The sequence below is a fragment of the Peribacillus sp. QJM3NY_7 genome (genome assembly GCF_056173225.1).
Genome location: NZ_CM149663.1, coordinates 873,658 through 899,347, shown reverse-complemented (window position 1 = coordinate 899,347; position 25,690 = coordinate 873,658). Strand labels below are relative to the sequence as shown.

Annotated in this window: 22 protein-coding genes; 4 read left to right on the top strand and 18 right to left on the bottom strand. The window is 41.5% G+C overall.

Going from position 1 to position 25,690, the window contains the following annotated elements:
* Positions 1-261: 261 nt before the first annotated feature.
* The 3 genes from AC0VX1_RS04305 (at position 262) to AC0VX1_RS04295 (ending at position 4,639) form a co-directional block, all read left to right on the top strand.
* On the top strand, positions 262-1,806 hold the full coding sequence (locus tag AC0VX1_RS04305; protein WP_098864956.1) for an AbgT family transporter: 1,545 nt from the start codon (positions 262-264) through the stop codon (positions 1,804-1,806).
* Between the two features lie 120 nt (positions 1,807-1,926).
* Complete coding sequence (locus AC0VX1_RS04300) at positions 1,927-3,186, top strand: amidohydrolase (RefSeq protein WP_057275598.1); 1,260 nt, start codon at positions 1,927-1,929, stop codon at positions 3,184-3,186.
* 46 nt (positions 3,187-3,232) lie between these two features.
* Positions 3,233-4,639 carry a M20 family metallopeptidase gene (locus tag AC0VX1_RS04295; protein WP_413022295.1) on the top strand — a complete coding sequence of 469 codons (1,407 nt, stop codon included), beginning with the start codon at positions 3,233-3,235 and terminating at the stop codon, positions 4,637-4,639.
* Positions 4,640-5,125: 486 nt separating this feature from the next.
* Here the strand turns inward: AC0VX1_RS04295 and AC0VX1_RS04290 are convergent, their stop codons facing one another.
* The 9 genes from AC0VX1_RS04290 to speB form a co-directional block, all read right to left on the bottom strand.
* Positions 5,126-5,647: a P-loop NTPase family protein gene (locus AC0VX1_RS04290; protein ID WP_413022294.1), complete on the bottom strand. Its 522-nt coding sequence runs from the start codon at positions 5,645-5,647 to the stop codon at positions 5,126-5,128.
* Between the two features lie 142 nt (positions 5,648-5,789).
* The gene (locus AC0VX1_RS04285; protein ID WP_475470043.1) at positions 5,790-6,848 is read right to left on the bottom strand and encodes an alkene reductase; all 1,059 of its coding nucleotides are present in this window, start codon (positions 6,846-6,848) and stop codon (positions 5,790-5,792) included.
* Positions 6,849-7,036: 188 nt separating this feature from the next.
* A complete protein-coding gene (locus AC0VX1_RS04280; RefSeq protein ID WP_268564284.1) occupies positions 7,037-8,467 on the bottom strand; it encodes an MDR family MFS transporter in 1,431 nt (476 codons plus the stop codon).
* A 61-nt stretch (positions 8,468-8,528) separates the two neighbouring features.
* Positions 8,529-9,101 carry a TetR/AcrR family transcriptional regulator gene (locus AC0VX1_RS04275; RefSeq protein ID WP_413022293.1) on the bottom strand — a complete coding sequence of 191 codons (573 nt, stop codon included), beginning with the start codon at positions 9,099-9,101 and terminating at the stop codon, positions 8,529-8,531.
* Positions 9,102-9,355: 254 nt separating this feature from the next.
* A complete protein-coding gene (locus tag AC0VX1_RS04270) occupies positions 9,356-9,448 on the bottom strand; it encodes a putative holin-like toxin (RefSeq protein WP_220126990.1) in 93 nt (30 codons plus the stop codon).
* A gap of 156 nt (positions 9,449-9,604) precedes the next feature.
* Positions 9,605-10,594, bottom strand: a complete 990-nt coding sequence (locus AC0VX1_RS04265; protein WP_475470040.1) for a D-2-hydroxyacid dehydrogenase — start codon at positions 10,592-10,594, stop codon at positions 9,605-9,607.
* 89 nt (positions 10,595-10,683) lie between these two features.
* Positions 10,684-11,490, bottom strand: a complete 807-nt coding sequence (locus AC0VX1_RS04260; protein ID WP_413010539.1) for a class II aldolase/adducin family protein — start codon at positions 11,488-11,490, stop codon at positions 10,684-10,686.
* Positions 11,490-12,929 (bottom strand): sodium:solute symporter family protein, encoded by a 1,440-nt coding sequence (locus AC0VX1_RS04255; RefSeq protein WP_057275591.1) that lies wholly within the window; start codon positions 12,927-12,929, stop codon positions 11,490-11,492. Before AC0VX1_RS04255 ends, AC0VX1_RS04260 begins: the two co-directional genes overlap by 1 nt.
* Positions 12,930-13,028: 99 nt before the next feature.
* Positions 13,029-14,027 (bottom strand): agmatinase, encoded by a 999-nt coding sequence (speB, locus tag AC0VX1_RS04250; RefSeq protein WP_475470037.1) that lies wholly within the window; start codon positions 14,025-14,027, stop codon positions 13,029-13,031.
* Positions 14,028-14,346: 319 nt separating this feature from the next.
* Between speB and AC0VX1_RS04245 the strand changes: the two genes are divergently transcribed.
* Complete coding sequence (locus AC0VX1_RS04245; RefSeq protein WP_328129747.1) at positions 14,347-15,750, top strand: sigma-54 interaction domain-containing protein; 1,404 nt, start codon at positions 14,347-14,349, stop codon at positions 15,748-15,750.
* Between the two features lie 478 nt (positions 15,751-16,228).
* Here AC0VX1_RS04245 and AC0VX1_RS04240 read toward each other — a convergent pair whose 3' ends face one another.
* The 9 genes from AC0VX1_RS04240 to iolE form a co-directional block, all read right to left on the bottom strand.
* The gene (locus AC0VX1_RS04240) at positions 16,229-17,242 is read right to left on the bottom strand and encodes a LacI family DNA-binding transcriptional regulator (protein ID WP_063596665.1); all 1,014 of its coding nucleotides are present in this window, start codon (positions 17,240-17,242) and stop codon (positions 16,229-16,231) included.
* Positions 17,243-17,310: 68 nt separating this feature from the next.
* The gene (locus tag AC0VX1_RS04235) at positions 17,311-18,264 is read right to left on the bottom strand and encodes a sugar phosphate isomerase/epimerase family protein (protein ID WP_475470035.1); all 954 of its coding nucleotides are present in this window, start codon (positions 18,262-18,264) and stop codon (positions 17,311-17,313) included.
* A 42-nt stretch (positions 18,265-18,306) separates the two neighbouring features.
* On the bottom strand, positions 18,307-19,500 hold the full coding sequence (locus AC0VX1_RS04230; protein ID WP_475470033.1) for an MFS transporter: 1,194 nt from the start codon (positions 19,498-19,500) through the stop codon (positions 18,307-18,309).
* 109 nt (positions 19,501-19,609) lie between these two features.
* Positions 19,610-20,464, bottom strand: a complete 855-nt coding sequence (fba, locus tag AC0VX1_RS04225; RefSeq protein WP_413010536.1) for a class II fructose-1,6-bisphosphate aldolase — start codon at positions 20,462-20,464, stop codon at positions 19,610-19,612.
* Positions 20,465-20,505: 41 nt separating this feature from the next.
* Positions 20,506-21,351: a 2-keto-myo-inositol isomerase gene (gene iolI, locus AC0VX1_RS04220; RefSeq protein ID WP_475470031.1), complete on the bottom strand. Its 846-nt coding sequence runs from the start codon at positions 21,349-21,351 to the stop codon at positions 20,506-20,508.
* Between the two features lie 4 nt (positions 21,352-21,355).
* Positions 21,356-22,234 carry a sugar phosphate isomerase/epimerase family protein gene (locus AC0VX1_RS04215; RefSeq protein WP_413010534.1) on the bottom strand — a complete coding sequence of 293 codons (879 nt, stop codon included), beginning with the start codon at positions 22,232-22,234 and terminating at the stop codon, positions 21,356-21,358.
* A gap of 48 nt (positions 22,235-22,282) precedes the next feature.
* The gene (gene iolG, locus AC0VX1_RS04210) at positions 22,283-23,314 is read right to left on the bottom strand and encodes a bifunctional inositol 2-dehydrogenase/D-chiro-inositol 1-dehydrogenase (protein ID WP_475470028.1); all 1,032 of its coding nucleotides are present in this window, start codon (positions 23,312-23,314) and stop codon (positions 22,283-22,285) included.
* A gap of 48 nt (positions 23,315-23,362) precedes the next feature.
* Positions 23,363-24,775, bottom strand: a complete 1,413-nt coding sequence (locus AC0VX1_RS04205; protein ID WP_475470026.1) for a sugar porter family MFS transporter — start codon at positions 24,773-24,775, stop codon at positions 23,363-23,365.
* A 22-nt stretch (positions 24,776-24,797) separates the two neighbouring features.
* Positions 24,798-25,685, bottom strand: a complete 888-nt coding sequence (gene iolE / locus AC0VX1_RS04200; protein WP_475470024.1) for a myo-inosose-2 dehydratase — start codon at positions 25,683-25,685, stop codon at positions 24,798-24,800.
* Positions 25,686-25,690 lie beyond the last annotated feature (5 nt).

The window sequence follows — 25,690 nt, the reverse complement described above, 5'->3', positions numbered from 1 at the left end:
TACAACAATTACCAGAAAATATTTTCCCTTTATTCAGAAAATTTTATTGAAATAGATTATTCTTAATTATATAATACATTTAACGAAAATAACGTTAAGTATTCGTTAAATAAAATCAGTATACTTGGAAGAGATTAATGAAGTTCACAAAGGATGATAGAGGCTAATTTGAGTTTAAGGCAGGTTTAGAGAAAAAGTTTATAAAGGGAATGCTACAAAACGCAAAACTACAAATGGAAGAAGGTTTAGGAGGAGAATGTAATGGAACAAAAAGTAATCAAAGATACAACTAATCTTCAAAATCAGAAAACGGGTGGTTTTTTCAATAGAGTAGAGCGAATAGGAAACAAAATCCCCCACCCCTTTATCTTATTTATTTATATGATTGCCTTTTTATTTGTTGTAACCGCTCTCTTATCCGTTTTCCATGTTTCGGCATCGGACCCCATTAGTGGAGAGAAAGTGGAAGTTCAAAACCTTTTAAGCCGTGAAGGCATCCAATGGATTTTGCCGAATATGATTAAAAACTTTTCAGGGTTTTTACCATTGGGATCTATTTTAGCCCTAATGCTGGGAGTGGGACTCGCTGAAAAGGTCGGATTGTTAGAAGTTTTGATTCGGAAAATGTCGTTAAAGGTCTCAGGGAAATACGCAAGTTATTTAGTTGTATTTGTTGCCTTCTTCAGTCATGTTTCTTCTGATGCTGCGCTTGTCATCATGCCTCCCCTTGGAGCTTTGATTTTCCTTGCTGTGGGACGGCACCCTGTTGCAGGGTTGCTCGCTGCCATTGCTGGGGTTGGTTCAGGTTTCACTGCCAACTTATTAATCGTCACAACAGATGTCTTGCTTTCAGGAATCAGTTCGGAAGTAGCGAAAGGCATGAATGCAAATTTGACCGTTAATGTTACGGATAACTGGTTCTTTATGGCGACTTCCGTTCTCGTACTCACGGTAGTTATATCCTTGATTACAGATAAATTTGTTGAGCCGCGTTTAGGAAAGTATGAAGGTGGCGGTAAACATAAAAAATTGGAGCAATTAACGAAGCAACAAAACAAAGCACTCCTGGCTACAGGTATTTCAGCATTGATTTTTATAGCTGTTATGGCCATTCTAGTCGTTCCAGAAGGAGCTTTATTACGAAATCCAGAAACCGGAGCCATCCTTCCTTCTCCATTCATGTCCGGAATTGTCGCAATCATCTTACTCTTCTTTTTTACAGTTTCCATTACTTATGGAGTTAAGGTGGGAGCAATCAAGAAACAAAATGACATTCCGGAATTATTGGTAGACCCAATTAAAGGCATGGCCGGATTCATTATTATGGTTTTCCCGCTTTCCCAGTTTGTCGCTTGCTTTAACTGGAGTAATATGGGTAAGTTTTTGGCTTTATCCATCACAGATCTGTTGGAACAGCTAAACATAGAAGGTGCACCTGTCCTAATAGGGCTAATGTTCTTATCTGGACTTCTTTCCATGTTCATTGCCAGCGGATCGGCAATATGGTCTATATTGGCACCCGTTTTTGTCCCAATGTTCATGGTATTAGGCTATCATCCTGCCTTCGCCCAAATGTTGTTCAGGGTAGCAGATTCATCTGTACTGCCATTGGCACCTGTATCTCCATTTGTCCCACTATTCTTAAGTTTCTTACAAGAGTATCGAAAAGATGCAAAACTAGGAACTTATTATTCTCTTATTTTGCCTTATCCGATTATCATCTTCATCATTTGGACATTATTGGTTGTGGTTTGGTATTTCCTTGGCCTCCCAATTGGTCCCGGAGTATATCCGAAATTACCGTAATTTGAAAAGTCCCAAGCGCCCCGTATGTCCCTTAAGCGACTTGAGGGGCTGGGCAGCTTGATATAGACACTAAATCGTATGATACGAATTATCATCAAATAAAATTAGGAGTGAAACGAATTGGATATTATTTCTTTAAGACGTGATCTTCATCAACACCCGGAAGTTGGCTTTACGGAATTTCGTACTGCTTCAAAGGTAGTGGAAGCACTAACTTCCCTGAAGTATAACGTGATATTTGGAAAAGATGCTTTAGATGGTGATTCTCGCCGTGGAGTCCCCCCTATCGAAGTATTAGAGGAAACATTTAATAGAGCATTACAAGATGGTGCCAATCCAAAGATCCTCCAAGAAATGGAGGGTGGATATACTGCCGTCATTGGTGTATTAAAAGGAAAAATGGCTGGACCAACCGTAGCTTTCCGCTTTGATATGGATGCATTGCCTGTTACGGAAAGTACTGATTCTGACCACTTCCCGCAAATAAACGGTTTTCGTTCAAAATATGAAGGGAATATGCATGCCTGTGCACACGATGGCCATACAGCCATTGGCTTAGGACTTGCTGAAAAATTAGCGGATGGCAATTTCGCAGGAACTGTAAAGCTTATTTTTCAACCAGCTGAAGAGGGCGTACGCGGTGCCTATTCAATTGTACAAAAAGGAATTTTGGATGATGTGGATCATATATATTGTCTGCACCTTGGCACAGATGTCCCTCTAGGAGAATTTCACGGTGGGTCTTCCGGATTTTTAGCAAGTACGAAAATGGCTGCACATTTTCATGGGGTATCTTCACATGCAGGTGCTTCTCCTGAAAAAGGTAAAAATGCATTATTGGGAGCAGCCACCGCATTGTTAAATATTCATGCCATTCCTAGATTCAGTTCAGGCTCGACCCGTGTGAACGTAGGTGTTCTTAATGGAGGAACAGCCGCTAATATTATTCCAGCGCATGCAAAAATGATCATTGAAACCCGATCTGTAACCGAAGAAGCAAATGCTGAAATGGAGAAACGTGTTCGAAATATCGTGGCTCATAGTGCAGGTATGCATGAGCTTGAACATGAAATTGAAATTATAGGACAAGCAATTACGATTCGCTGTGATCAAGAACTTGTCGAACTGGCCATGGAAGAAGCCAGGAATGTAGATGGTTTTTCAACAATCGAAGCATGCAGGAAATCCGGTTCTGCTGGAAGCGAAGATGCAAGTTTCATGATTCGAAGAGTACAGGATAATGGCGGGAAAGGGACATATATGATTATTGGGACTGATATTCCTGCACCACATCACCACCCTAAATTTGATATTCAAGAAGAGGTATTACCAAGGAGTGTAGAACTTTTGAATCTTATTGCTAGACGGCTTTTAAAATAGTTTTTCAGTATAAATAAATATATATATAGGAAGGAAAGAGTAAAAAATGACATATGTAAATAGACTATCGGAAATCATTGAACAAAAAAAAGAAAAATTCATTGAAGTCAGTGACTGTATATGGAATTTTGCAGAAACACGTTTTGAAGAATATCAATCTGCTGAATTGCTATGCAAAACATTAGAAAGCGAAGGATTTTCTGTTGAAAAAGGTGTTGGAAACATAGAAACGGCATTCATCGGCAGCTTTGGAACCGGTAAACCTATTGTGGCAATCATGGGAGAGTTCGATGCATTGTCAGGTATGAGTCAAAAAGCGGCTACGGCTAAACAGGAGCCACTAGTACAAGGTGAAAATGGCCATGGCTGCGGTCACAATTTACTTGGTACGGGATCTTTAGCTGCAGCTGTTGCAGTGAAGGATTATATGGAAGAGAATCATATAAATGGGACAGTTCGTTATTATGGATGTCCTGGAGAAGAAGGCGGATCAGGCAAAACCTTCATGGTCAGAGAAGGTTTGTTCGATGACGTTGATTTTGCATTTTGTTGGCATCCACTGGATGTTAACGGCGTCATGTCGATGGATTCACTTTCCAATTTCCAAGTGTATTATAAGTTTAAAGGCAAAAGCTCCCATGCAGCAGCATCACCACATTTGGGACGGAGTGCTTTAGATGCCGTAGAACTTATGAATGTTGGCGTGAACTATTTAAGAGAGCATATTATCCAGGAAGCAAGAGTCCATTATGCAATAACGAATTCAGGTGGATTATCGCCTAATGTTGTCCAACAAGATGCTGAAGTTCTTTATTTATTACGAGCTCCAGAAGTTTCACAAGTTCAAGATATTTACTTAAGAGTTTGTAATATTGCTAAAGGCGCTGCCCTGATGACAGGAACTGAATTGGAAATCGTTTTTGACAAAGCCTGTTCCAATGTTATCCAAAACACTGTGTTAGATTCCGTCATGTATAAGAATTTTCAAGAATTAGGCATTCCACAACACGATGATGATGAAAAACAGCTTGCCAAAGAAATCCGCTCCACCTTAACCGAACAAGAAAGGAACCGTACAATCAATCCATTTAAAGATAATCAAGATGATGCACTGGCAAATTGGTTAGAACCCATTGAGGGCCTCCAAGCGCCATTAACAGGTTCATCGGATGTGGGAGATGTTAGCTGGATTGTTCCTACTGCCCAATGCACAACGGCTTGTTTTGTTCTTGGGTCACCTTTGCATAGCTGGCAGTGGGTTACACTGGGATCAACATCCATTGCCCATAAAGGAATGCTTCATGCTGGCAAGGTTATTGCGGCAACTGCAGTAGAAGTACTTCAAAATCCGGAATTAATTGAAAAGGCAAAAACGGAACTAAAAGAACGATTACAAGGAAAAAGCTATAACTCCCCTATCCCGCAAGATGTAAAGCCTTTAGTTAAAAGATGATAGACTAGTTGTTAGTGGGTTGCCTTAATCGTTAATTGTCCGTAGCTATATGGTAATTTAGTTCATGAAACTTATGATGTATAAAAAGGGGTTCGGAAAACATATCTTTCATCAAAATATGTTCCCAAACCAACACCTTCAATTCCTCAAGTATGGTTTCTATCTATATGTTTGAACAAAGTTGATTGGAGAGAAAGGTGCGAGACTCCTGCGGGAAAAGCGCGTCTAGGGAGACCCCGAAGGCGCAAGCCGAGGAGGCTCGCGGACCGCCCGCGGAAAGCGAGTGCCTGGAGCGGAAATCTACGTCCAATTGTACAAGCCATAAAAAAACTGTGGTAAACTCGATTTCTTCGAATTTGTCTAAAGTCTCAGGGATCTTCGATTGGAAGATCCCTTTTCCATTTGTGCTTATGAGCTCGCTGTTAAGATCAGGAAAGACCCAGTTTCGAAAATCTCTAAGATTCATAAAGATTAATGGTAAGGAGCTTATCCCTTCATATTCAACAAATATCCTTCAATATCGGGCTTACTTTTTAACATAACTATCACCTTTTCAGGGTCACTCTTTTGAAGATCTGCCAATTTGATTTTCATTTCTTTCCTGCGAGGAAAGTAAGTGGATATGATAAATTTGATAAACTCCCAGTCTAGTTTTTCATTGCAGCCTTTAGCCATATCAGGCCTTGTTTTACCTAGATTAGACAACCAGCGTTTTATCACCCGGTAAAGGCAAACACCGAGAGGAAGTTCTAAATAAATAATCGTATCGGCTAGCTCCGAACGCAGGTTAAAAGAATGACTATAATTGCCTTCCATGATCCACTTGTCATAACTCACTACTTCCTTTTGAGCAGAAATAAAATCCTCTAAAGGAGCCTCCACCCAGCCAGGCCTCCAGTAGAATGTATCCAAATGATATACCTCGATATTCAAATGATCTCCAAGCCTTCTTGCAAAAGTAGATTTCCCGACACCCGCGGACACTCCGATAACCATGATACGTTCCATCGATATACCATCCACTCTCCCCTTTTATGTTCATAAGAAAAGGCGACCCTTCTTGAAGAAGAATCGCATCAGTTTTAGAAAATGAAGTATGGTTGCTGCATTGTCCTGTCAAAGAACAAGCCAGCCTTACATTTTATCTCTATTAAATCAGATGCCCTAAATGTTTCTTTACCTCGTAATCAACAAGTTTTTCATCTTTCTTAATTCGTGCCAGATAATCCGGGTTGGCGATAAGCGGACGGCCAATCGCCGCAACGTCAATGATGCCTTTTTCCAGTGCTGCTTCCGCTGTTTCGGGATCAAGCCCGCCCACACCGACTATGATTCCATCCCAATGGCTGCGTACCAATTCATGCATGGTCAATCCTCTTGCAATCGGTTTGGTAAATTCCATCGTGGATGGGTGAATCATTTTGACTCCTGTTTCATTGAACGCTTCAATAAATGTTTGGATCGCTTTTTCAGGGTCTTCCCACATATAAGACGGCTGGTCAATTTTCAAAGCCGAGAAACGAATAAGGGTACGTTCCGCTCCTACCGCATCAATAACTGCTTTTAGCACTTCCTTCATAAATGTCAGACGCTGTTTTAAATCACCACCGTACCGATCGGTCCTTTTATTGGAGGTGTTAGAATTGAACTGGTCTATTAAGTAGCCATGTGCACCATGAATTTCAACGCCGTCAAAACCAGCAATCATTGCATTCTTTGCAGCTTGTTTATATTGGTTCACAACTTCTGCAATATCCGTCTCTGTCATTTCTTCAGGAGTGTCAAAAGGTTTGCCGAATCGTGAAACCTTACCTTCTGCAGCGATAGGTGACGGAGCCTGCGGAGGAAGTCCTCCTGCAATTTCATGGTGGCTTGCACGGCCCACATGCCAGATTTGCGCAATAATCGTTCCGCCTTCAGCATGTACTGCTTCCGTTACTTTTTTCCACCCGTCGATTTGCTCTTGAGTATATATACCGGGAACTCCAGGATTGCCCTTTGCTCTTGGTGAAATCACTACACCTTCAGTAATGATAAGTCCGATTCCATCTTGAGCCCGTTTTCGGTAATATTCTACGGTCAGGTCATTCACAACACCAGTTTCGTTATCGGCAAACGACCGAGTCATAGGAGCCATTGCCGTTCTTGTTTTTAAGTTCCATGCACCTATTGTTACAGGTTCAAACATTTTGGTTTTTATTGTTTTCATTTGAGTTCCTCCTGTTAACCGCTTTACCTGAGCTGAATTTTAGTAACTTTCATTGTGTAAGATTATCCGATAAGTGGTTAGTTTTCAAATAATCCACTCTGATTTTTTCGTTTTTGATGAAATATGGTAATAAAGACCAGTAAAAAAAGCCAGACAGAGAAACTCCATTCCCTGCTGGCTAATTTATCTTATTGGTCTCGTGCTGTTCTGATAAAAAACGATACGATCAAACCAATGATTGCAAGGACAAGGCCGAAAATAAAGGCATCTTGAACACCTGCAGTCAATGAACCGCTAATGGCAGACGGATCGAACGGATCTTCTGCATTTGCCATATAATTTTTTTGGGATGCTGACATGATCGTAATGGCAACGGTTGTACCGATGGCCCCCGATACTTGTTGCAATGTATTCATTAGAGCCGTTCCATCCGGATAAAGATTTTTTGGCAGTTGATTCAGCCCATTTGTCTGGGCCGGCATCATGACCATCGAAACACCAATCATAAGGAGGGAGTGCATGACGATTACCATTATGATCGTCGTTTCAGTCGTTACGTTCGTCAAAGTCCATAACATGACAATCATGATAATGAAGCCTGGAACCACTAACCCTCTTGGACCGAACTTATCAAAAATGCGCCCCGTAACCGGAGACATGATACCATTAAGCACTCCACCCGGCAATAGTACCAGCCCAGCAGAAAACGCAGCTAATGCAAGCCCGGTTTGCAGGTATAGCGGTAAGAGAATCATGGATGACATGATGATCATGAAGGTGATGAAGACGGTTATTAACCCTAACGTGAACATCGGGTATTTAAAAACGCGCAAGTCAATCATTGGTTTATCCATATTGAATTGCCTCACAGCAAACAGGAATAACGCTATAAGTCCAACAATGATCGAGGATAAAACGATCGCATTGCTCCATCCTTGCTCTCCGACAATACTAAAGCCATAAACAATTCCCCCAAAACCAATGGTCGATAAAACAATGGATGGTACATCGATTTTAGGTTTGGTGATTATTGAAACGTTTTGCATATACTTCAGACCGAATAGTAAAGCGATCACAAAGAACGGCAAAGACACCCAGAAAATGTAGTTCCATTTTAGATTTTCAATAATCAAGCCTGAAACTGTCGGTCCGATGGCCGGGGCAAACATGATCACCAGCCCCATCAATCCCATCGTCGCTCCCCTTTTATGAATAGGAAAAATCAATAAAATGGTATTGAACATGAGAGGCAATAAAAGACCCGTTCCGATTGCCTGGATGACACGGGCTAGCATCAAGATGCCGAACCCGGGTGCAATGGCTGCAATGAGCGTACCAATGATGGAGAACACCATTGAGGCAATGAATAATTGACGAGTATTGAACCACTGAATCAAGAGTCCCGAAACGGGAACCAATATCCCCAATGTCAATAGGTAACCCGTTGTTAGCCATTGCACGGTTGAAGGACTGACATTGAATTCTTGAATTAGATCCCCCAGCGCCATGTTTAATGCCGTCTCGCTGAATAACCCAATGAACCCTGCAATTAAAAATGCAATTAATATAGGGGTCGTCCTAATGACTGGGTTTTGTTGCTGTGTTGCATCTGCTGACATAAAATAATTCCTCCAATTACTAACTGTTCGACCTAAGCTTAAAATAATTTTTCCGCATGACTTATTTATTTATCAGCAATAATGGTATCTGTTCCGCAATGGCTTGGAGAGGTTCCCCGTTTTTCGCCGTTAAGGATAAAAGGATACCGCCTTCAATCAAAGCATTAATTACGATACTCAATTCTTTTGCCCGTTTCTCACTGAAGTCCGCTTCGAGTAATTTCTTCACATAAATGGATTGCCAATCTTCCATCGCTTCTTGACAGGCCATTCTTATCTGCTCGCTCGTCGTATATGTTTCCGCCGCAATCGTCCCGATTGGCAGTCCTAATAGATTTTCACTATGACCAAAAACCTCGGATAAATGATAAATATGAGACTGAATGGCCTTGATAGGGTCTTCTATTTCATCAAATCCCCGTTTAATTTCATCTATCACGAATTCCTTTGTATGATTAATCGCCTCAATCGCCAATTCTTCTTTGCCTTTCGGAAAATAATGATACAGCGAACCTTTTGGGATACCACTTTCCTCAATAATGTCCTTAAGCCCGACACCGTAATATCCACGTATACGAAAAAGTCTGGAAGCAGCTTCAATAAGAATGTCTTTCGAGTTTCGTTTTTCTGCCATAGCTGGATCACTCCTTGAAATTATAACAACCGGTCTATTAGATACTATACTTGTATATCATTGTTTTGTCAAAGATGATACTTATGTATGCATCGATATGCGATTGAAACTCATTGGAAACAAAAAAGAACACCTTATAATGGTGTTCTCTGCAAGTTTAAAAAATCGAGAAAATCAATACCTTCTTTAAATAACCCGGAATTTTTTAAAACGCTTCCATTATTAATCAAACACATCGGCCTGCCTCAATATCTTCAAGGATTTTTGTCATGATTTTTGAAATCAAGAATAGCAATTACAAACATGCCAAAGCTTAGCATCAGGGAAATAACTTCGAAAGTACCCATTCATACATCGCCTCCTTATATCCAGCTTTTCCTAATCAGAGATTGTCCTATACAAGAAAAAGATGAAGCAGCGGCTTTTAAACAAAAATAAGCAAACCCTCTTCAGGGTCTGCCCTTGTACTCCATTCGAATTTCTTTTCAAAAGACCGATCGCTGTTAATAACCAAGTTTTTTTTCTACAACGTTCATTAGGGGTTTACCGTCAGAAAAAAGCTTTAAATTTCTAAGGAATAATTCCATCACACGATCTAGGTGCTTGGAAGAGTTGTAAGCATTATGTGGGGATACCATGACGTTTTCCAGCTGCCAAAAAGGGTGGTCCTTAGGTAAAGGTTCTACTTCAAACACATCCAGAGCCGCTCCTGCTATGTGCCCATTGCTCAAGGAATGAATTAAATCTTCATCGACAATCGTATTACCTCGGCCGACATTAATTACATAACTGCCTTTTTTCATTTTATTTAAGCGTTCTTTATTGAAAAAGTATGAAGTATCTTTTGTAAACGGAAGGGCCAAGACGACAAAGTCGGACATGGAAAGGACCTCATCCACTTGATCCATTCCCATTATCAAATCAGCAGGTTCATATTCCGTGTTCCTCTTGGAGGGGTTCCGGCGGCACCCAATAACGGTCATACCCAGCGCTTTACATCTCTTGGCTATCTCATGGCCAATATCACCATACCCAATTATCCCCACTGTCGCATTTTCAAGATCTTTCACTGGAATTTCAACCCACGTTTTGTTTATTTGATTCCTGATCATTGTCGGTACGCCTCTTGCTAACGAAGATAGCATCGCAATTGTATGCTCGGCTATCGGGACTGATGTGCAGCCTTTGACATTGGTGATGATGACATCGCTGTTTTGTATATCTTCATTCAGCATGGCCTCCACTCCAGCACTGTCTGAATGGACCCATTTAATCTTTGGAGCTTTTTTTATAATGTTAAGATTATCATGAAGCCCCAGCGTATATAGGACATCAAACTTTGTTAAATCAACTGTTGGCTGTGGTTCGGGTTCGCCGAATTCCCATGGCTCGACAACAACTTCCGCACAAATCTCCTTAAACTGATTGATGTATTTTTCCGGTATATCGACCCTGATATAAAGTGAAGGTGCTGCTTTCTTAGAAGCGGACATTATAAAACCTCCTCAAGAACATACGATTCCTTTTTCCCTCTTTTACGGGAAGGCAATCCGTTGGGATTATACCATGCCGTGCTTCATGGTCACTTCAAGAAATCTGGTTGCTCTTTTCTGATCCTTTCCCACAGAGGCTGGAAACTCAGCCATCCCTCATATTCCGTTCCCGTTTGTTCTGCAGTCAATTTTGCATACTCTTCTTCTATAAAAATCGGCTTACCTACAGATTCAGCCATTATCTGCGCTTGACATGAACGTTCCATCGTTATGAACCACCAAGCAGCTGAATCTACAGATTGGCCGACCGTTAGCAACCCATGATTGCGGAGGATGACAGCTTTGTATTGACCTAAAGCCTTAGCAATGCGCCTACCTTCTTCGGATGCATAAACGACACCAGTAAAATCATCAAATAATGCATGATCATTGTAAAATTGGCAGGCATCTTGTGTAATCGGATCTAACAGTCTCCCTAAGGAAGACCATGTCTTTCCATAGACCGAATGAGCATGTGCCGCTGCAATCGCATCCGGCCGTGCTTTATGAATTTCAGAATGAATGGCAAAGGCAGCACCATTAATAGAATGTTCACCCTCTACAATATCACCTTTATGATTAACCAATATAAGATCCGAAACGGAAATTTGACTAAAATGCATCCCAAACGGATTGACCCAGAAATGGTCTGTATATTTAGGATCACGGACCGTAATATGGCCTGCTATCCCTTCATCGAAACCAAACTTTGAAAAAAGGCGGAATGAAGCTGCCAAGCGTTCCTTCCTGTGATTGCGTTCTTCTTCCATTGTATTGAATGTTGCAGGTTGCAAGGAAATTGTCTTTGTCATATTTCGTTCCTCCTCGAATCTTTTTCCGTTTTTTTGCTGAAACATTAATTAGCCATGGTATCCATATCAGCTTTACCCTTTATATCTTGCTTTACTTCACTTTCATTTTTATGATCATTATTGGAACTTAGGAGAGTGATCGTAGTAATGACGACAAAACTAGTAGCGAGCCCGTACAGAATTGGTTGAGTGGAGGAAGGTCCATTAATCACCAATCCGACAATGATAACGATCATGCTGGCGAGAATCGAGTAAAATGCCGCTGTAGCCGTGACCCTTTTCCAAAAGAAACCAAGGATGATCGGAAAGAACACAGCTCCGGATAAAATGGCGTAAGCTACATCCAATGCAACTAAAATATCTTGAATCCAAATCGAAACGATTATGGTCAATACACCAATCGTTAAAGTTGTAATTCGGGATGTTTTTAAAAATTGTCGTTCACTCATTTTTGGACCAATATATTTTTTAATGATGTCATTAACAACTAAAGTGGACGAAGCAAGCAAAGTACCTGAAGCAGTGGACATTAGGGCTGATACCACACTCGCAATGACAACCCCTAACAGACCAGCAGGTAAAGTTACCATTGCTATACTGGTAAATGCATTTTGGGGATCGCCTAAATCAGGAAGGATAATAAAAGCGCACATTCCAATGATACTTATTGCAATCGCATAAAAAACACTATATAACCCCGCTCCAATCGTTCCGCCACGAGAAACAGCTTTGGTTCGTGCGGTGAATAGACGCTGCCAAATATCTTGGCCAACAACTACCCCGAGGGTAAATAATAGGAAATATTGAAAAATCGTCTCTCCGCCAATGTTCCCTAACTCGAAATGTGATGCTGGGAGATTTTCTTTAAGCGAGCCCCACCCTCCTGCCTTAGATATGCTCATCGGAAGCATGATAAAGAAAATACCGATCGTCATGATGACGAATTGCACGACATCAGTCATTGTGACTGACCACATACCTCCTAATATTGTATAAAATAAAACGATCCCGCCCCCGACTATCATGGAAACCGTTAAATTCCAGCCAGCCAAAACATGTAAAATTGTCCCCATCCCAATCACTTGCGTTACAGTCAGCATGAATGTATAGATAACAGAGACAAGGGCACTGATCAATCTTGTCTGAGAGTTGTAGCGTTTCTCAAGCATTTCACTGATCGTCAATACTTTCAAATTAAATATCTTATTTGTTAAAAACAGCCCAATAGCGATAATGCCGAGCCCGATCATCACCACTAGCCAAATACCGGATATCCCAAACTGATAACCTAACTTTGCTGTTCCTAGAGTGGAGGCCCCCCCTAATATCACAGCAGCTAAACAGGATAAATACATAAAATGACCAAGATTGCGTCCTGCCACAATGAAATCATCTGCTGTTTTTGCCCGTTTGGATCCGATTACTCCCACAATGATCAAAACAGAAAAATATAGAATCATGATCGATATATCCAAAATATGCATGTACACATCTCCTTTTGGGCTTGTATTGTTCTTATCGCTTTGTAAAAAGGGAAGAAAGGACTTACAGCTTCCTTCCTTCTCTACAGTTAAATGAGGAAACTAAATATTAAGCTGCGTTTCAAAATCTCCTACTCTCTTTTTCTTCTCCATTTTCCCTTTTTTTGCGAGTGCGATGAGTGTGATGAATTCATAGACAATATTAGCGGCTGCGGCAGCCGTGATTTGTCCGTGATCGTATGAGGGTAAAACCTCGACAAGATCGAATCCAACAAAATCTATATTCGTCAATCCTCTCACCAAGGCTAAAGCATCATCAATGCTGGCACCGGAAACTTCTGGAGTCCCCGTACCCGGAGCATAAACCGGATCTAAAAAATCAATGTCGAAAGATAAAAACACCGGACCATTCGCAACACGCTCATGAATGACCCTTAACATCTTTTCGACCCCGATACGCTTATAATCGTTTGTCGTGTAAACTCCCAAACCTAAATCCCGGGCATCCTGAAGGTCTTCGGGTCCGTACAGACCGCCCCTCATACCAATTTGAAGAGATCGCGATACATCGATGAGCCCCTCTTCTATTGCACGGCGAAAAACGGTTCCGTGATTATACTTTTGATCAAAATAACTATCCCAAGTGTCAGAGTGGGCATCGAACTGAAGCAGGGCAACGGGTCCATGTTTTTTTACGATTGCACGTAACTCCCCTAGTGTAATGGAATGATCGCCTCCCAATGAAATGGGAATGATCCCTTTTTCAATGACGGGAGTAAGCTCTTCTTCGATCTTTTTATATGTTTCCGAAATATACCCCGGGATGATCGGAACATCGCCATAATCAATTCCTGATATATAGTCAAAAATATTAATATCTTGTTCTGGATTATAAGGACGTAAAAGGATTGAAAAATCGCGAATGGCTTCTGGACCGAATCTCGCACCCGTCCTAAATGATTGCCCGGAATCAAATGGAATTCCCGTAATGACAAAATCCATATTTTCATCTATCTGTTCAACAAATGGGAGCCGCATAAACGTACGCACTCCACAAAAACGGGGTGATTTGAATGAGTCTTTCGGTTGATACTTCGTCATGTAACATCCTCCTAAATTCTAATTCTACTATTATTTTTTTCACTCCATTGCAATTGCAGATGTCATACAAACTTCCATCTTTTCTAATAGAATGGATATTCATAACACCCTTGTTTGGAAATTCTCTTCTTACCTTTTACATAAGCAAGATTCAGGCCAACTATTTCGCTGCGGTATATAAGGCTTTTCATTATTTTGTTTCATCAAATGATTAAAAACTTAATCATTTTCTCGTTTCTTGATTTAAATTTTGATTATTTAGACTTTTTGATTTATATTTTAATTAAGCAGCATCCCAAAACCCAAAGGAGCGAAACGTATGTACGATGATATGCTGGAGGAAGAACTAAATAAAATTATTGAAACATCGAATAATAACATTCTCATTACCGATCAAGATGGAATCATTTTATATTCCAACCCAAAGCTTTGGGAGATTTATGGTATGAAAAGTGACTCTTATATCGGTACCTCCGTCTATCAATTAGAAAGCGAGGGCCTTCTTGCACCTTCCATCAATGCGATTGTTTTAAAGGAAAAGAAAGCGAAACGCATAATGCAAGAAACAAAAACGGGTCATGTTGTCATGTCGACTGGCTATCCCATTTTTAATAAGGAAGGACACCTCGTTAGGGTAATCAGCTATGGTCAGGATCAAACCGAGATCCTGCAATTGCAGGATCAATTTGAACAATTACAACGAAAAGTTAAAGGCTATCAAACGGAAGTCGAGGATTTAAGAGAAAAAGAACTGGATAACCATTATCTGATTGCCAGAAGTAATGAAACGAAGCATATTTTAAAAACGATCCATAATGTTTCAAAAACCGATGCCACGATTCTCTTATTAGGACCTTCCGGCGTAGGGAAAAGCACTTTTGCCCGTGCTGTTCATGACCAAAGCAACCGAAAGAAAGAACCCTTTATCGAAGTGAATTGCAGCACGATACCTGAAAGTTTGTTTGAATCAGAAATATTCGGCTATGAGCCGGGATCATTTACAGGGGCAAATAAGCAAGGGAGGCAAGGCCTGATCGAGCAGGCTGACAGCGGTACTCTTTTCTTGGATGAAATTGGGGAACTCCCACTTGCCATGCAAGCTAAATTACTGAAAGTACTACAGGAGAAAAAGATAAAGCGCATCGGTGGAAAAAAAGAAAACCATATTAACTTCCGCCTAGTTGCAGCAACTAATCAAGATTTGAAGGAGATGGTAAGTCAAGGTAAGTTTAGATTGGACTTATTTTATCGTTTGAATGTGATTCCCATCCAAATTCCGGCATTGCATGAACGTAAAGAAGATATCCCTCTCCTAATTCAGCATTACTTAGAAAAAACCAATGATAAATACCAGAAATACAAAAAAATCCATCCATCGACATATGAAGTTTTAACCCATTACCATTGGCCCGGAAATATACGGGAATTAGAAAACTTAATTGAACGGTTAATCCTGACCATCGAAGAGCCAATTATATTTCCCGAACACCTTCCGCAATCCATCACAGGGCAAATTGAACAGCCTGAAGACTCCAACTTCCTTGCAATCGAACAGGATTGTGAAGAGAATTTCGATTTAAAAAAGACACTGGAAAAGGTTGAAAGGCAACTAATTGCAAAAGCATGGAAAAAATGTAAAACCACATACGAAATGGCAGAACATTTAGGCGTCAGCCAGCCAACAGTCATCTATAAATTAAAGAAATACAAACAGTATTTGTAATCTGGACTGAAATCCCCCGTAATCCATGAATGGTCCTTGGCCTTTAGCCATAGATGCTGTTCAAGCTAAGGGCGCTTTTTAATATTTGCCGGCAATTCGAAGTGAAACGTATGAAGATTATCGGCCATTATTTCATATAAAGGACATCAAAAAAATCCACATTCAAGTTGAATGGGATTCACAATATCACGTTTCCATATTTTAATGTTACAGCTTACATTTTTTCAAACGGATGATCTCCGTGAAGCTCCTGCAGATCCCCCCACCTGTTAAGACAACGATAGCCACTAAACCAAATAGCTTAAGGGATATTATATCCCCTGTTGATAAATGTACAATTTCATCATTGAAAAACCCTCTTAGTATGTTTCAAACTCCCCTAATGTGGTTTTTTCACTTCTTCTTTGGTCGAAATGTAAGAAAGCTCCCATAAAAGGAAGCCATTCATTTACTAACCTAACAATCTTGCCAAACCTTTTTATGCATTCAAGCTTTTTTCCAATTTGGAACCGCAAGATTCGCGGATAATCAACTCATCTTTCAGAACGAATTTTTTCTTTTCAATGGTTCCGCCTTTCATTAAGGTCAGCAATAAGTTCGTTGCCTTTTTCCCTATTTCGTACTTAGGCTGGTCAATGGTCGTCATATGCGGATTAAAAATCGATGCTATTTTCAAATTATCAAAACCTACGACAGCAATATCCTCGGGAACGCTCAACCCATGATCCTGGATTGCCTTTACAGCACCCAGCGCCATTTCATCATTAAAAACGAACACTGCTTCAGGCTTGTTTTCAAGCGATAATAATTTCACCATCTGGTCATAACCTGAGTCAATGCCATAATCCCCTTCCTGGATGTATTCCGGGTTGACCTTCAAGTGATGCTTCTTCATTGCCTGCTGGAACCCCCCTAGGCGATCCCGGCTAAGAATGATGTTCATAGGCGCTGTTATATGGGCAATCCGTCTATAACCAAGCTTGATTAAATGCTCCGTTACTTTTCTGGCACTGCTTACATTGTCGATCGAAACAGTTGGAATGTCCAGTCCGTCCACGTATTCACATGCCAATACAATCGGAAATTGATTTGATAGTTTTTCCAGGCTTTCCCTATTCATTCTAGCAGTAAGGAGTAACGCTCCATCTGCCTGCTTTTTGTAAAGCAAATCGATATATTCCTTTTCCCGTTCAATATCGTTCTCCGTATCTCCCAATATAACCTGATAGCCATTTTCTACAGCTGTATGCTCAATGCCCCGAAGCACTTCGGAAAAAAAGGGCCTTGTGATATCCGGAACGACGACCAGAATGATCTTTGTCTCTTTAGTCCTGAACTGACTGGCAATCATGTGAGGCTTGTAATTCATCTCTTCAATCACCTGCAGCACCTTTTGTTTAGTTTCCTCGCTGACTAAATCCGGCTGTCTGAGCACTCTTGAAACGGTTGCAGGGGATACGTTTGCCAATTTCGCCACATCGCTCATTTTCATACTATTATCTCCACCTGCCAATTTCTTTTTTTTATTGTCATTAAGTCCATTATAAAGTAATTTAGACTTCATGTTAAAACATCGAATTCCCTAGGCAATGTTTCTTTCAAAACATTCATGGATTTTTTCACGCCCGTTAGTGGTTCCATTGTCAAATCTTCCATTTCGAGAACGATGGGCCCTTCATAACCAATCATTTTAACAATAGTAAAAAACTCCTTCCACCAGCCACTGTCGTGCCCATACCCGAGTGCAACATAATTCCATGATCTACCTGCATATTGGTTCATTGGTTTCACATCAATCAATCCCTGGACGTCATATATCCCTCTTTCCAAGCGGACATCCTTTGCATGAATATGATAAACTGCGCTTCCTAAAGCCCTTAAAGCCGCAATAGGGTCGCCGCCCATCCAAAATAAATGACTCGGATCAAAATTCATTCCGACCGTATCACCGACTTCATGCCTCAATTTAAAGAGTGTTTCGGGATTGTAAACTAAATTGCAGCCTAGATTTTCGATGGCAACCTTTCTAACCCCGTTTTGTTTTGCCGTTGTCACAGCTTTTTCCCAATAAGGGAATGCCACTTCATTCCACTGCCAATCAAGCATCTCAAAGTGTGTGGGCAAAATGGGATGTGTCAGCCAATTTGGTGTCCTGTCACTTGGTCCGCCGCCAGGACACCCCGACATCATGACAACCGTTTCAACACCTAAAAGCCCAGCTAGCTGAAAGGTCTTATTAACAACGGCTTTATGCATGGCTCCTTCATCTGATGGGTCAAGCTGATTGCCGGAACAATTCAACGCTGCAATGCTAATCCCCCTTACATTCAATTCATTTAATAATTGCTTTCGTTTTGCTGCATTGCCAAGAAGTCCATCGAGATCGAGATGTGGAGCCTTCGACCAATTACCGCATCCTAGCTCCAGTGTCTCTATTCCCTGGTCCACACACGTATCCAGCATCTCTTCAAATGGCATGTAACCTAAAATATCAGTAACTAAACCAACCTTCATAAGTGCTCCTCCTCTATTAAACTAGCATCCCTTTCACATCGCTTAGTTCAATTTCAAATTATGTTTTGTTGCTTTCCTTTCAAGGTGACTCCATACAGTCATAAAGAATACAGCAGTTAAACCTAATGACCCCGCGAAATAAAATCCTGAAGAAATACCTAAATGAGAAATCAATATTCCTGCAATGAAAGGTCCAGCGAACATACCAATCGCGTAGATTGCTTGATACGCCCCCATGGCCGTTGCCCTTTTTTCAAGGGAAATCGTCTCTACCGCCATTCCTAAAAACAAGGGAAAAAGAATGCCTAATGAGAATCCATTCAATCCTTGAATCAGAAAAAGCAGCCCTTTTGTTTCTGCTAATGGCGTACATGCTGTAAATATGGCCGTTAGAGCAAAAGCTAGTTTCAGTAACTTCCATTGTCCGAATAATGGTACGAATAATTTCCCGCTAAGCATGGTGGCAATAGCATGAGGAATCATGAATGAAAAGATGACCATGCTGATCTCATCAGTCTGGAGACCAAGCTTTAAAGCAAATGTCGGGGTGAACCCGAACATTGTCGTGAAGATGATGCCATGTGCGAGAATGGATAGAAATGATACTTTTAAAAGCGCCGGTTCAACCATGACTGATACGAGTTCTTTCAATTGAATGGGCTCTTTCGGAAAATCTTCGTTCGATTCGTAAATAAAAAGTGAAAGGACGATACCAATGAGACCGATAATTCCTCCCATCCAAAAAGGTGCTTGCCATCCCCATTGATCGACAATGTACCCGCTTACCACCATTCCAAGCAGCTGTGCCAGAACCACAGCTAACGAGATACTTCCCATCGCTCGGTGAAGATCACGTTCTGAAAAATAGCTGGAATATAAAATGGTGAAGGCTACCCAGGTGGCGGCGGCAATTCCAGCTAACGAGCGGGCCAAAAGGATCCAGCCTAAACTATCGGCCCATGCGAATGTCACGCAGCTCAATGTACTTACGACCATTCCAAATATAATAAAAGGTTTTCTTACTTTTATTAGGTCGGATAGAATTCCGAACGGAAGCCTGAAGAGAAATTGCATCAGCCCATAGCTGCCTAATACCATGCCGATAAATGTATAATCCCCTCCAATCGTCTCAAGGTAAGGAGACAAAATGGGAATATAAATGAAATTTGAAAACCAAAAAATAAATGAGAGCACTAAAAATAAAAATCTATTACGTGCGTTATGTAACAAAGTCATTGCAACACTTCCCCTAACCAGCGAACTATCTTTCAGCAATGGCATCTCATGAAAAAAAGTGAATGTACAAAAAGGTGCCCGCAGCGTAATCGGGAACACCTTTTCATTCTTAAGCCTTTCCACTTGTATCGAACTCTGCCATTTTTCTCTTCACGACGGAGATGATAGCTTCTTTCGCTGGTGTGATAATGCCGCGCGGCTCATATCCTTTTCCTTCAACGGCCAATACTTCCCGAATGGTTTTTGCCCACACTTGTATGCTTTCGGTATTAACATTTATTTTGGCGTGCCCAAGTTCAATGGCTTTTTTAATTTGGTGCAGCGGAATACCTGAGCCTCCATGTAAGACAAGAGGTACATTCGTCATGTTCGAAATTAATTCCATTTCCTCAAAACCGAGTTTAGGTTCTCCTTGATACGGGCCATGAACGGAACCCAAAGCAGCAGCTAGTGCATCAATTTCTGTTTCTTTTACAATCCGCGTGCATTCATGGGGATCTGCATATTGAATACCGCCAACGAGTCCATCTTCCGTCCCACCGACTGTCCCCACTTCCGCCTCAACGGAAACGCCGTTCTTTTTGGCATAGTCGACAACCATTTTGGTGATTTCAATATTTACATCTATTGGATGATGGGAGCCATCGATCATGACCGATGTGAAACCCGCATCGATCGCTTTTCTGCATCGTTCCACATCCATTCCATGATCAAGATGAAGGGCAACCGGAACCGTAATGTCCATTTCTTCCATAAGGCTTTTTACCATGGCCGCAATCGTTTTAAATCCGCCAAGATAATCAACAAGCCTGTCCGATGCTGCAAGTATGATCGGCGCTCGTTCCTCATTGGCAGCTTGTAAAAACGACTGGGCGAATTCCAGACCATTAATATTATATTGACCCACAGCATACCTTTCTGCTTTTGCTTTTAAAAGCATCTCACTCATTGCTACTAAAGGCATTATTCCATCACCCCCTTATTCCCGAGTTTATTTAGATTCACTCATACATTCTGTAGTGCAAAGTGTTTCGAAATAACTTGAATTGTCGTTTCTTTTGCTGTCTTAATGGCTTCTTCAGCATCGAGTTCATAATATTCCGGACGGAACAATTCCACGGAGGCGACGTCGGAATAACCAATTCCCTTCAAGATGGTTAATATGCTGTCTAAATCTATGGCACCATGCCCAGGCCATACCCGGTCTTCATCCGTCAAAAAGCCGATCGGAAAATCCTCTGTATCATCAATATGTAAAATGAAGATTTTCTGCCCATCCGCTTTCTTCAAGTCTTCCAAACTGGAACCCATGGCATGGAAGTGAAAACAGTCCAGCACCAACCCAACATTATCACGGTTGACTGTTTCAACGATATCGTATGCCTGACCGAATGTATTCACAGTACATTGCGGATGCCCGACAAATTCCACTGCAATTTTGATGCCAAACGGTTCAGCGATCTCGGAAAGCTCAGTCAATACTTCCACACAGCTGTTTTTAATATTTTCTTTCAATATTTTCGCTTCCGTTACAAGCGGAACCGCCACCACATATTTCACACCCAATTTCTCCGCCATGATCATCATGTTTTTAAATTCGGTTATTATCGCCTTATGGCCGTCTTCATCTCGGTTATTAAAGAATACAAGCGCATTGAAGGCAAGCGGTTTAATATGATTTTCGTTAAAAAATTCGGCCAGTTCTTCAATTGTGTGTTTTTCCAAATACTCAGGCAGTTTATCCATGGTACGGATTTCGATATAATCGTAACCATGTTTTTCACAGTGTTTAAGATCTTTGACCAAGTTGGAATTTTCAAGTGTTGTCGCTTGATTGAAACAAAGTTTCATTTTGTCAGCCTCCAATTCTTTCTGCTAAACCCAATCCGTCTTTCATTTTTTCAAGCATAAGCTTACTTGACCAGTCTGCTTTGTCGATCCAAGCAAATACTGCATTTGTCGCGATGCCGTCAAAATTCATTTCTTTCAGTTTTTTGAAGATCGTATCAAAGTCAACTTCGGCTTCGCCGATGTTCAAATGCTGGTGGACGGTTGCCTCGACACCTGGAGGATTGACGATATAACGGAGTCCGTTGGACGCTTTATGATTGAATGTATCAGCAAACAAGACATGTTGCAGCCGATCCCCGGCAGAATCGAACATAGGGGCAATATCGCCTTTGCCATCATCATAGAAAAATGTATGTGCTGTTGAATACACAAGGTTGATCCACGGACGGTCAAGGGCACGGATCATATCCATCGCTCCCTCATGCGTTTCGATGAAATCGAATGGGTGTGCCTGCAAATTCAGTTTAACGCCTTCCCTTTCAAATACCGGAAGGAGTTCATCCATCGATTTAATGAATTTCTCTTCACAGATAACTTCATTGAATTTAGATCCGTTAAATTCACTATTCATCAAGTCAACATCCAATTCCACTGCCACTTCAATGGCGCGTTTCCAATTACGGACCGCGGCCTGGCGCCGTTCCTCATCAGGACCGGCCCAGTAGTAAAGCGGAAGCAAGGATGATATCTTCACACCTGCGTCGCTGCACCAGCGTTTCAAATTCTTAATCTGTTCCTTATCCACTTTAGGATATTTATAGAATGGACAAAAATCTTCCCTCGGTGACAGTTCGATATATTCATAGCCTAATTCCGCTGTTTTATCGACCATTTCTTTTAATGATAAATTGGCATACATCGTAGGATCCAAAGCTAGTTTCATTGGTCTTTCCCCCTATAAATTATTTTTCGTTTCAATGCATGGTTACGTTCACTGTACAGTGATTTTCCCCGTATAAAAAGCCGGCTTCTCTTCAAGGTCAACGGATTCTTTCTGTCCGGATTCTTGTGCTTTTACACAAGCATCAGCTGTTGCGGCAGCAATGTATCCGTCCCATGAAGTCGGACCATTCGGCTGACCTGTCTTTATAATGGAATCTATGAAATCCTGTATTTCTATGTCATATGCATCCATAAAACGATCTTTCCAATCTACCAAGATATTCGTGCTCCGTTTTGCGCCTTTCCTTGTCACGATGCTCGCTGGTTCAGGAAGATATGCAACACCTTCCTCACCAATGACTTCACATTGGATATCATAGCCATATTTACAATTCACGAATACTTCAGCTTGAATGACAATCCCGCTCTTCGTTTCCATTATGATGAGTTGGGGATCTTTTAAGTTAGCATGCGCGCGGCTTGCTTTTTTCGGGTAAATGACTTGAACTGATTTGTAATCATCGCTGATTAACCAATGCAATACATCAATCTCATGAATCAATGTATCAACGACCGCCATTTCCGTCGTATATTTTTCATCCACTTCTGGGTTGCGGTGCACACAGCGGACCATGAGCGGCTCGCCAATTTCATTTCTATCAATGGCTTCTTTCAGTTGTACGTAACCGCTATCATAACGTCGCATAAAGCCAACTTGCACCAAACGCTTCCCGTGTTTCATTTCCGCCTCGGCAATTCTCCTGCAGCCTTCTGCCGTTGTTGCCAGTGGCTTTTCACAGAATACATATTTGCCAGCTTCAATCGCATTCAATACGTTTTGCTCATGTGCAGGGCCCCAACTTGTAACAAGCACAGCATCGACATTTTCCGAGTTTACCAGTGATTGGTCATCCGGATATACAAGTGCCTCAAGTCCATATTGTTTCACGACCTGCTTTGCCGCCTCTTCATTCACATCGGTTACAGCCACAATTTTCCCTCCGGATAATTTGTCTGTAATTCTTTTAATATGCTCCCGGCCGATCGCACCCGTTCCTATTACACCAAAATTTAATGTCATGATCATTTTCCTCCTTTTATACATATCTGGTTCATTACTCTATAACTCTTAAATTATTTTTGTCATTTCCTTTTCAGGTTCTTTTCCATGATTGCGGAAGTTTTGTTCAAGCTGTTCAAGTGTAAGTCCTCTCGTTTCCGGTAAACATTTTTTCACGAAGGTGATAGCCATAATGCCTAGAGCGAAAAAGATATAGAATGTGGTAGACAATCCGACTTTATCTAGTAAAATCGGGAATGTTAAGCCGATAAGAAAGTTCACGACCCAAAGGAAAAATACGGTGACACCCATACCGAGCCCACGTATTTGAAGCGGGAAGATCTCTGAAAGCATCAACCAGGTAACCGGTGAAATTGCACCCTGCTGAAAGGCAAGGAAAGTGACAGTCAAGGTCAAAATGAGATAGGGAAGGGCAGCTGTCCCTTCAAGAAGGGAAGATAAGACGCCAATCAATAGCAATGTGGTCGTAGTCCCGATCAAACCGGTTAAGAGCATTGGACGGCGCCCGATTTTACCAAGCAGCCAAATACCTAAAAACGTTGCCAAAACAGAAATGATACCGTTTGCAATATTCCCGATCAAAGCAGCTTTTGTCTCAAACCCTGCATCTTTTAAAATTTGGGTACCATAGTACATGATGGAATTTACGCCCGTTATTTGCTGAACGATGGCAATTCCGATTCCAAGAAAAACAATTCTCCGTATCCATGGGACGGTCAAATCTTTATATGTAGCCTTTTTAACATGGTTCTCCTCATCGAATGCCGCTTTGATTCCCTGAAATTCCGATTCAGCCTCATCCATTTTACGTATTCTTTTCAAAACCTTCAGAGCCTCTTCACTTTTGTTCTTGGACACAAGCCACCTTGGACTTTCAGGCAACCTGATCATGCCAAAGAAAAGAAGTATGGCTGGAAGTGATGCTATTGCCAGCATGTAACGCCAAACATGTGAACTGTCACCCATCGTTGTCCCAAGAATGGCATTGAAGATGAATGCAAGCAGCTGTCCGCTAACAATCATTAATTCATTTTGGGTGACGATCCGGCCGCGTCGTTCAGCTGGAGACATTTCCGCCAAATAAGTAGGAACGGTTACTGACGCACCGCCTACCGCAAGCCCGAGTAGAAAACGGCAGGCAATCATGACCGTAACACTCGGTGCAAACGTACATCCAACAGTTGAAAAGAAAAAAAGTACCGAAAGAAAAAGAATGTTTTTTCGGCGGCCCGCATAATCTGAAAGCCTGCCTCCCAGAAAAGCTCCAAGTGCCGCGCCTAAAAGAAGTGAACTGGCAACAAGTCCTTGCGTAAGTGAATTGAGGTTAAGTTGATCCGCTTCGGACATGAACGGCAAGGCACCATTAATGACACCTGTATCATATCCGAACAAAAGACCGCCTAACGTCGAGATAATAATAATCTTGCGTAAGAATGCCATTTGATTTCCATCATTATTCAAATTAATCACTTCTTTCCCGTTTTTAATCTTGAACTAGGAGCAGCCTGTCATTTATATACTTGCGAGCGATTAATGCGTATTCCAATGGATGGGCAACCGACGGATCTTGTTCCGCTTCTACTACAATCCAGCCTTTATAATGATTTTCCAGTAATGTATGGTAAGCTTCCACAAAGTCAATGCAGCCGTCACCAGGCACCGTGAACATGCCGGTTAAAAAAGATTCTTGAAATGATTTTCCAACTTTTCGGCACTGCTCCAGCACGTTATTTCTCACATCCTTGAAATGAACGTGCCCAATGCGGTCGATATGCTTTTGCAGAAGTGACATGCAATCGCTATCCGATACATAAATATGTCCAGTATCATATAACAGTTGCACTTTCTTTTCGGTATTTTCCATAAGGCGGTCAATTTCACTCAATGTCTGGACGCCCGTCCCCATGTGGTGGTGATACACCAGTTTTAAGTTGTAATGTCCTGCAATATCCCCTAACCGATTCAGGCCCGAACACAACATTCCCCATTCTTCATCAGTAAAGCGGGGCTTTTCCTTAAATACATCGTACCTTTCGCCTTGGATGCTGTAAGTCTGTTCGGATACTACCGCTACATCTCCATCGACAGCCTGTAAATATTTGCAGTGTTCATGGAAATCCTGTTCTGCTTTGTCGATGCCATCACGGATGATGAAACTGCTGAACCACTGACCGGCTATTTTTAAGTTCCGAAGCTGCAGCTCTTTATTCAGGACCGCTGGTTCCGGAAAGAAACCTCCTACTTCGGTCCCCTGAAAGCCTGCCACGACAATATCGCTTAAAAGGTGGGATAAGGTGTTTTCAGCTCCGATTTCCGGTATGTCATCATTACGCCAGCCAATTGGGGCAATCCCCCACGAAATCTCCTGCATTTTCC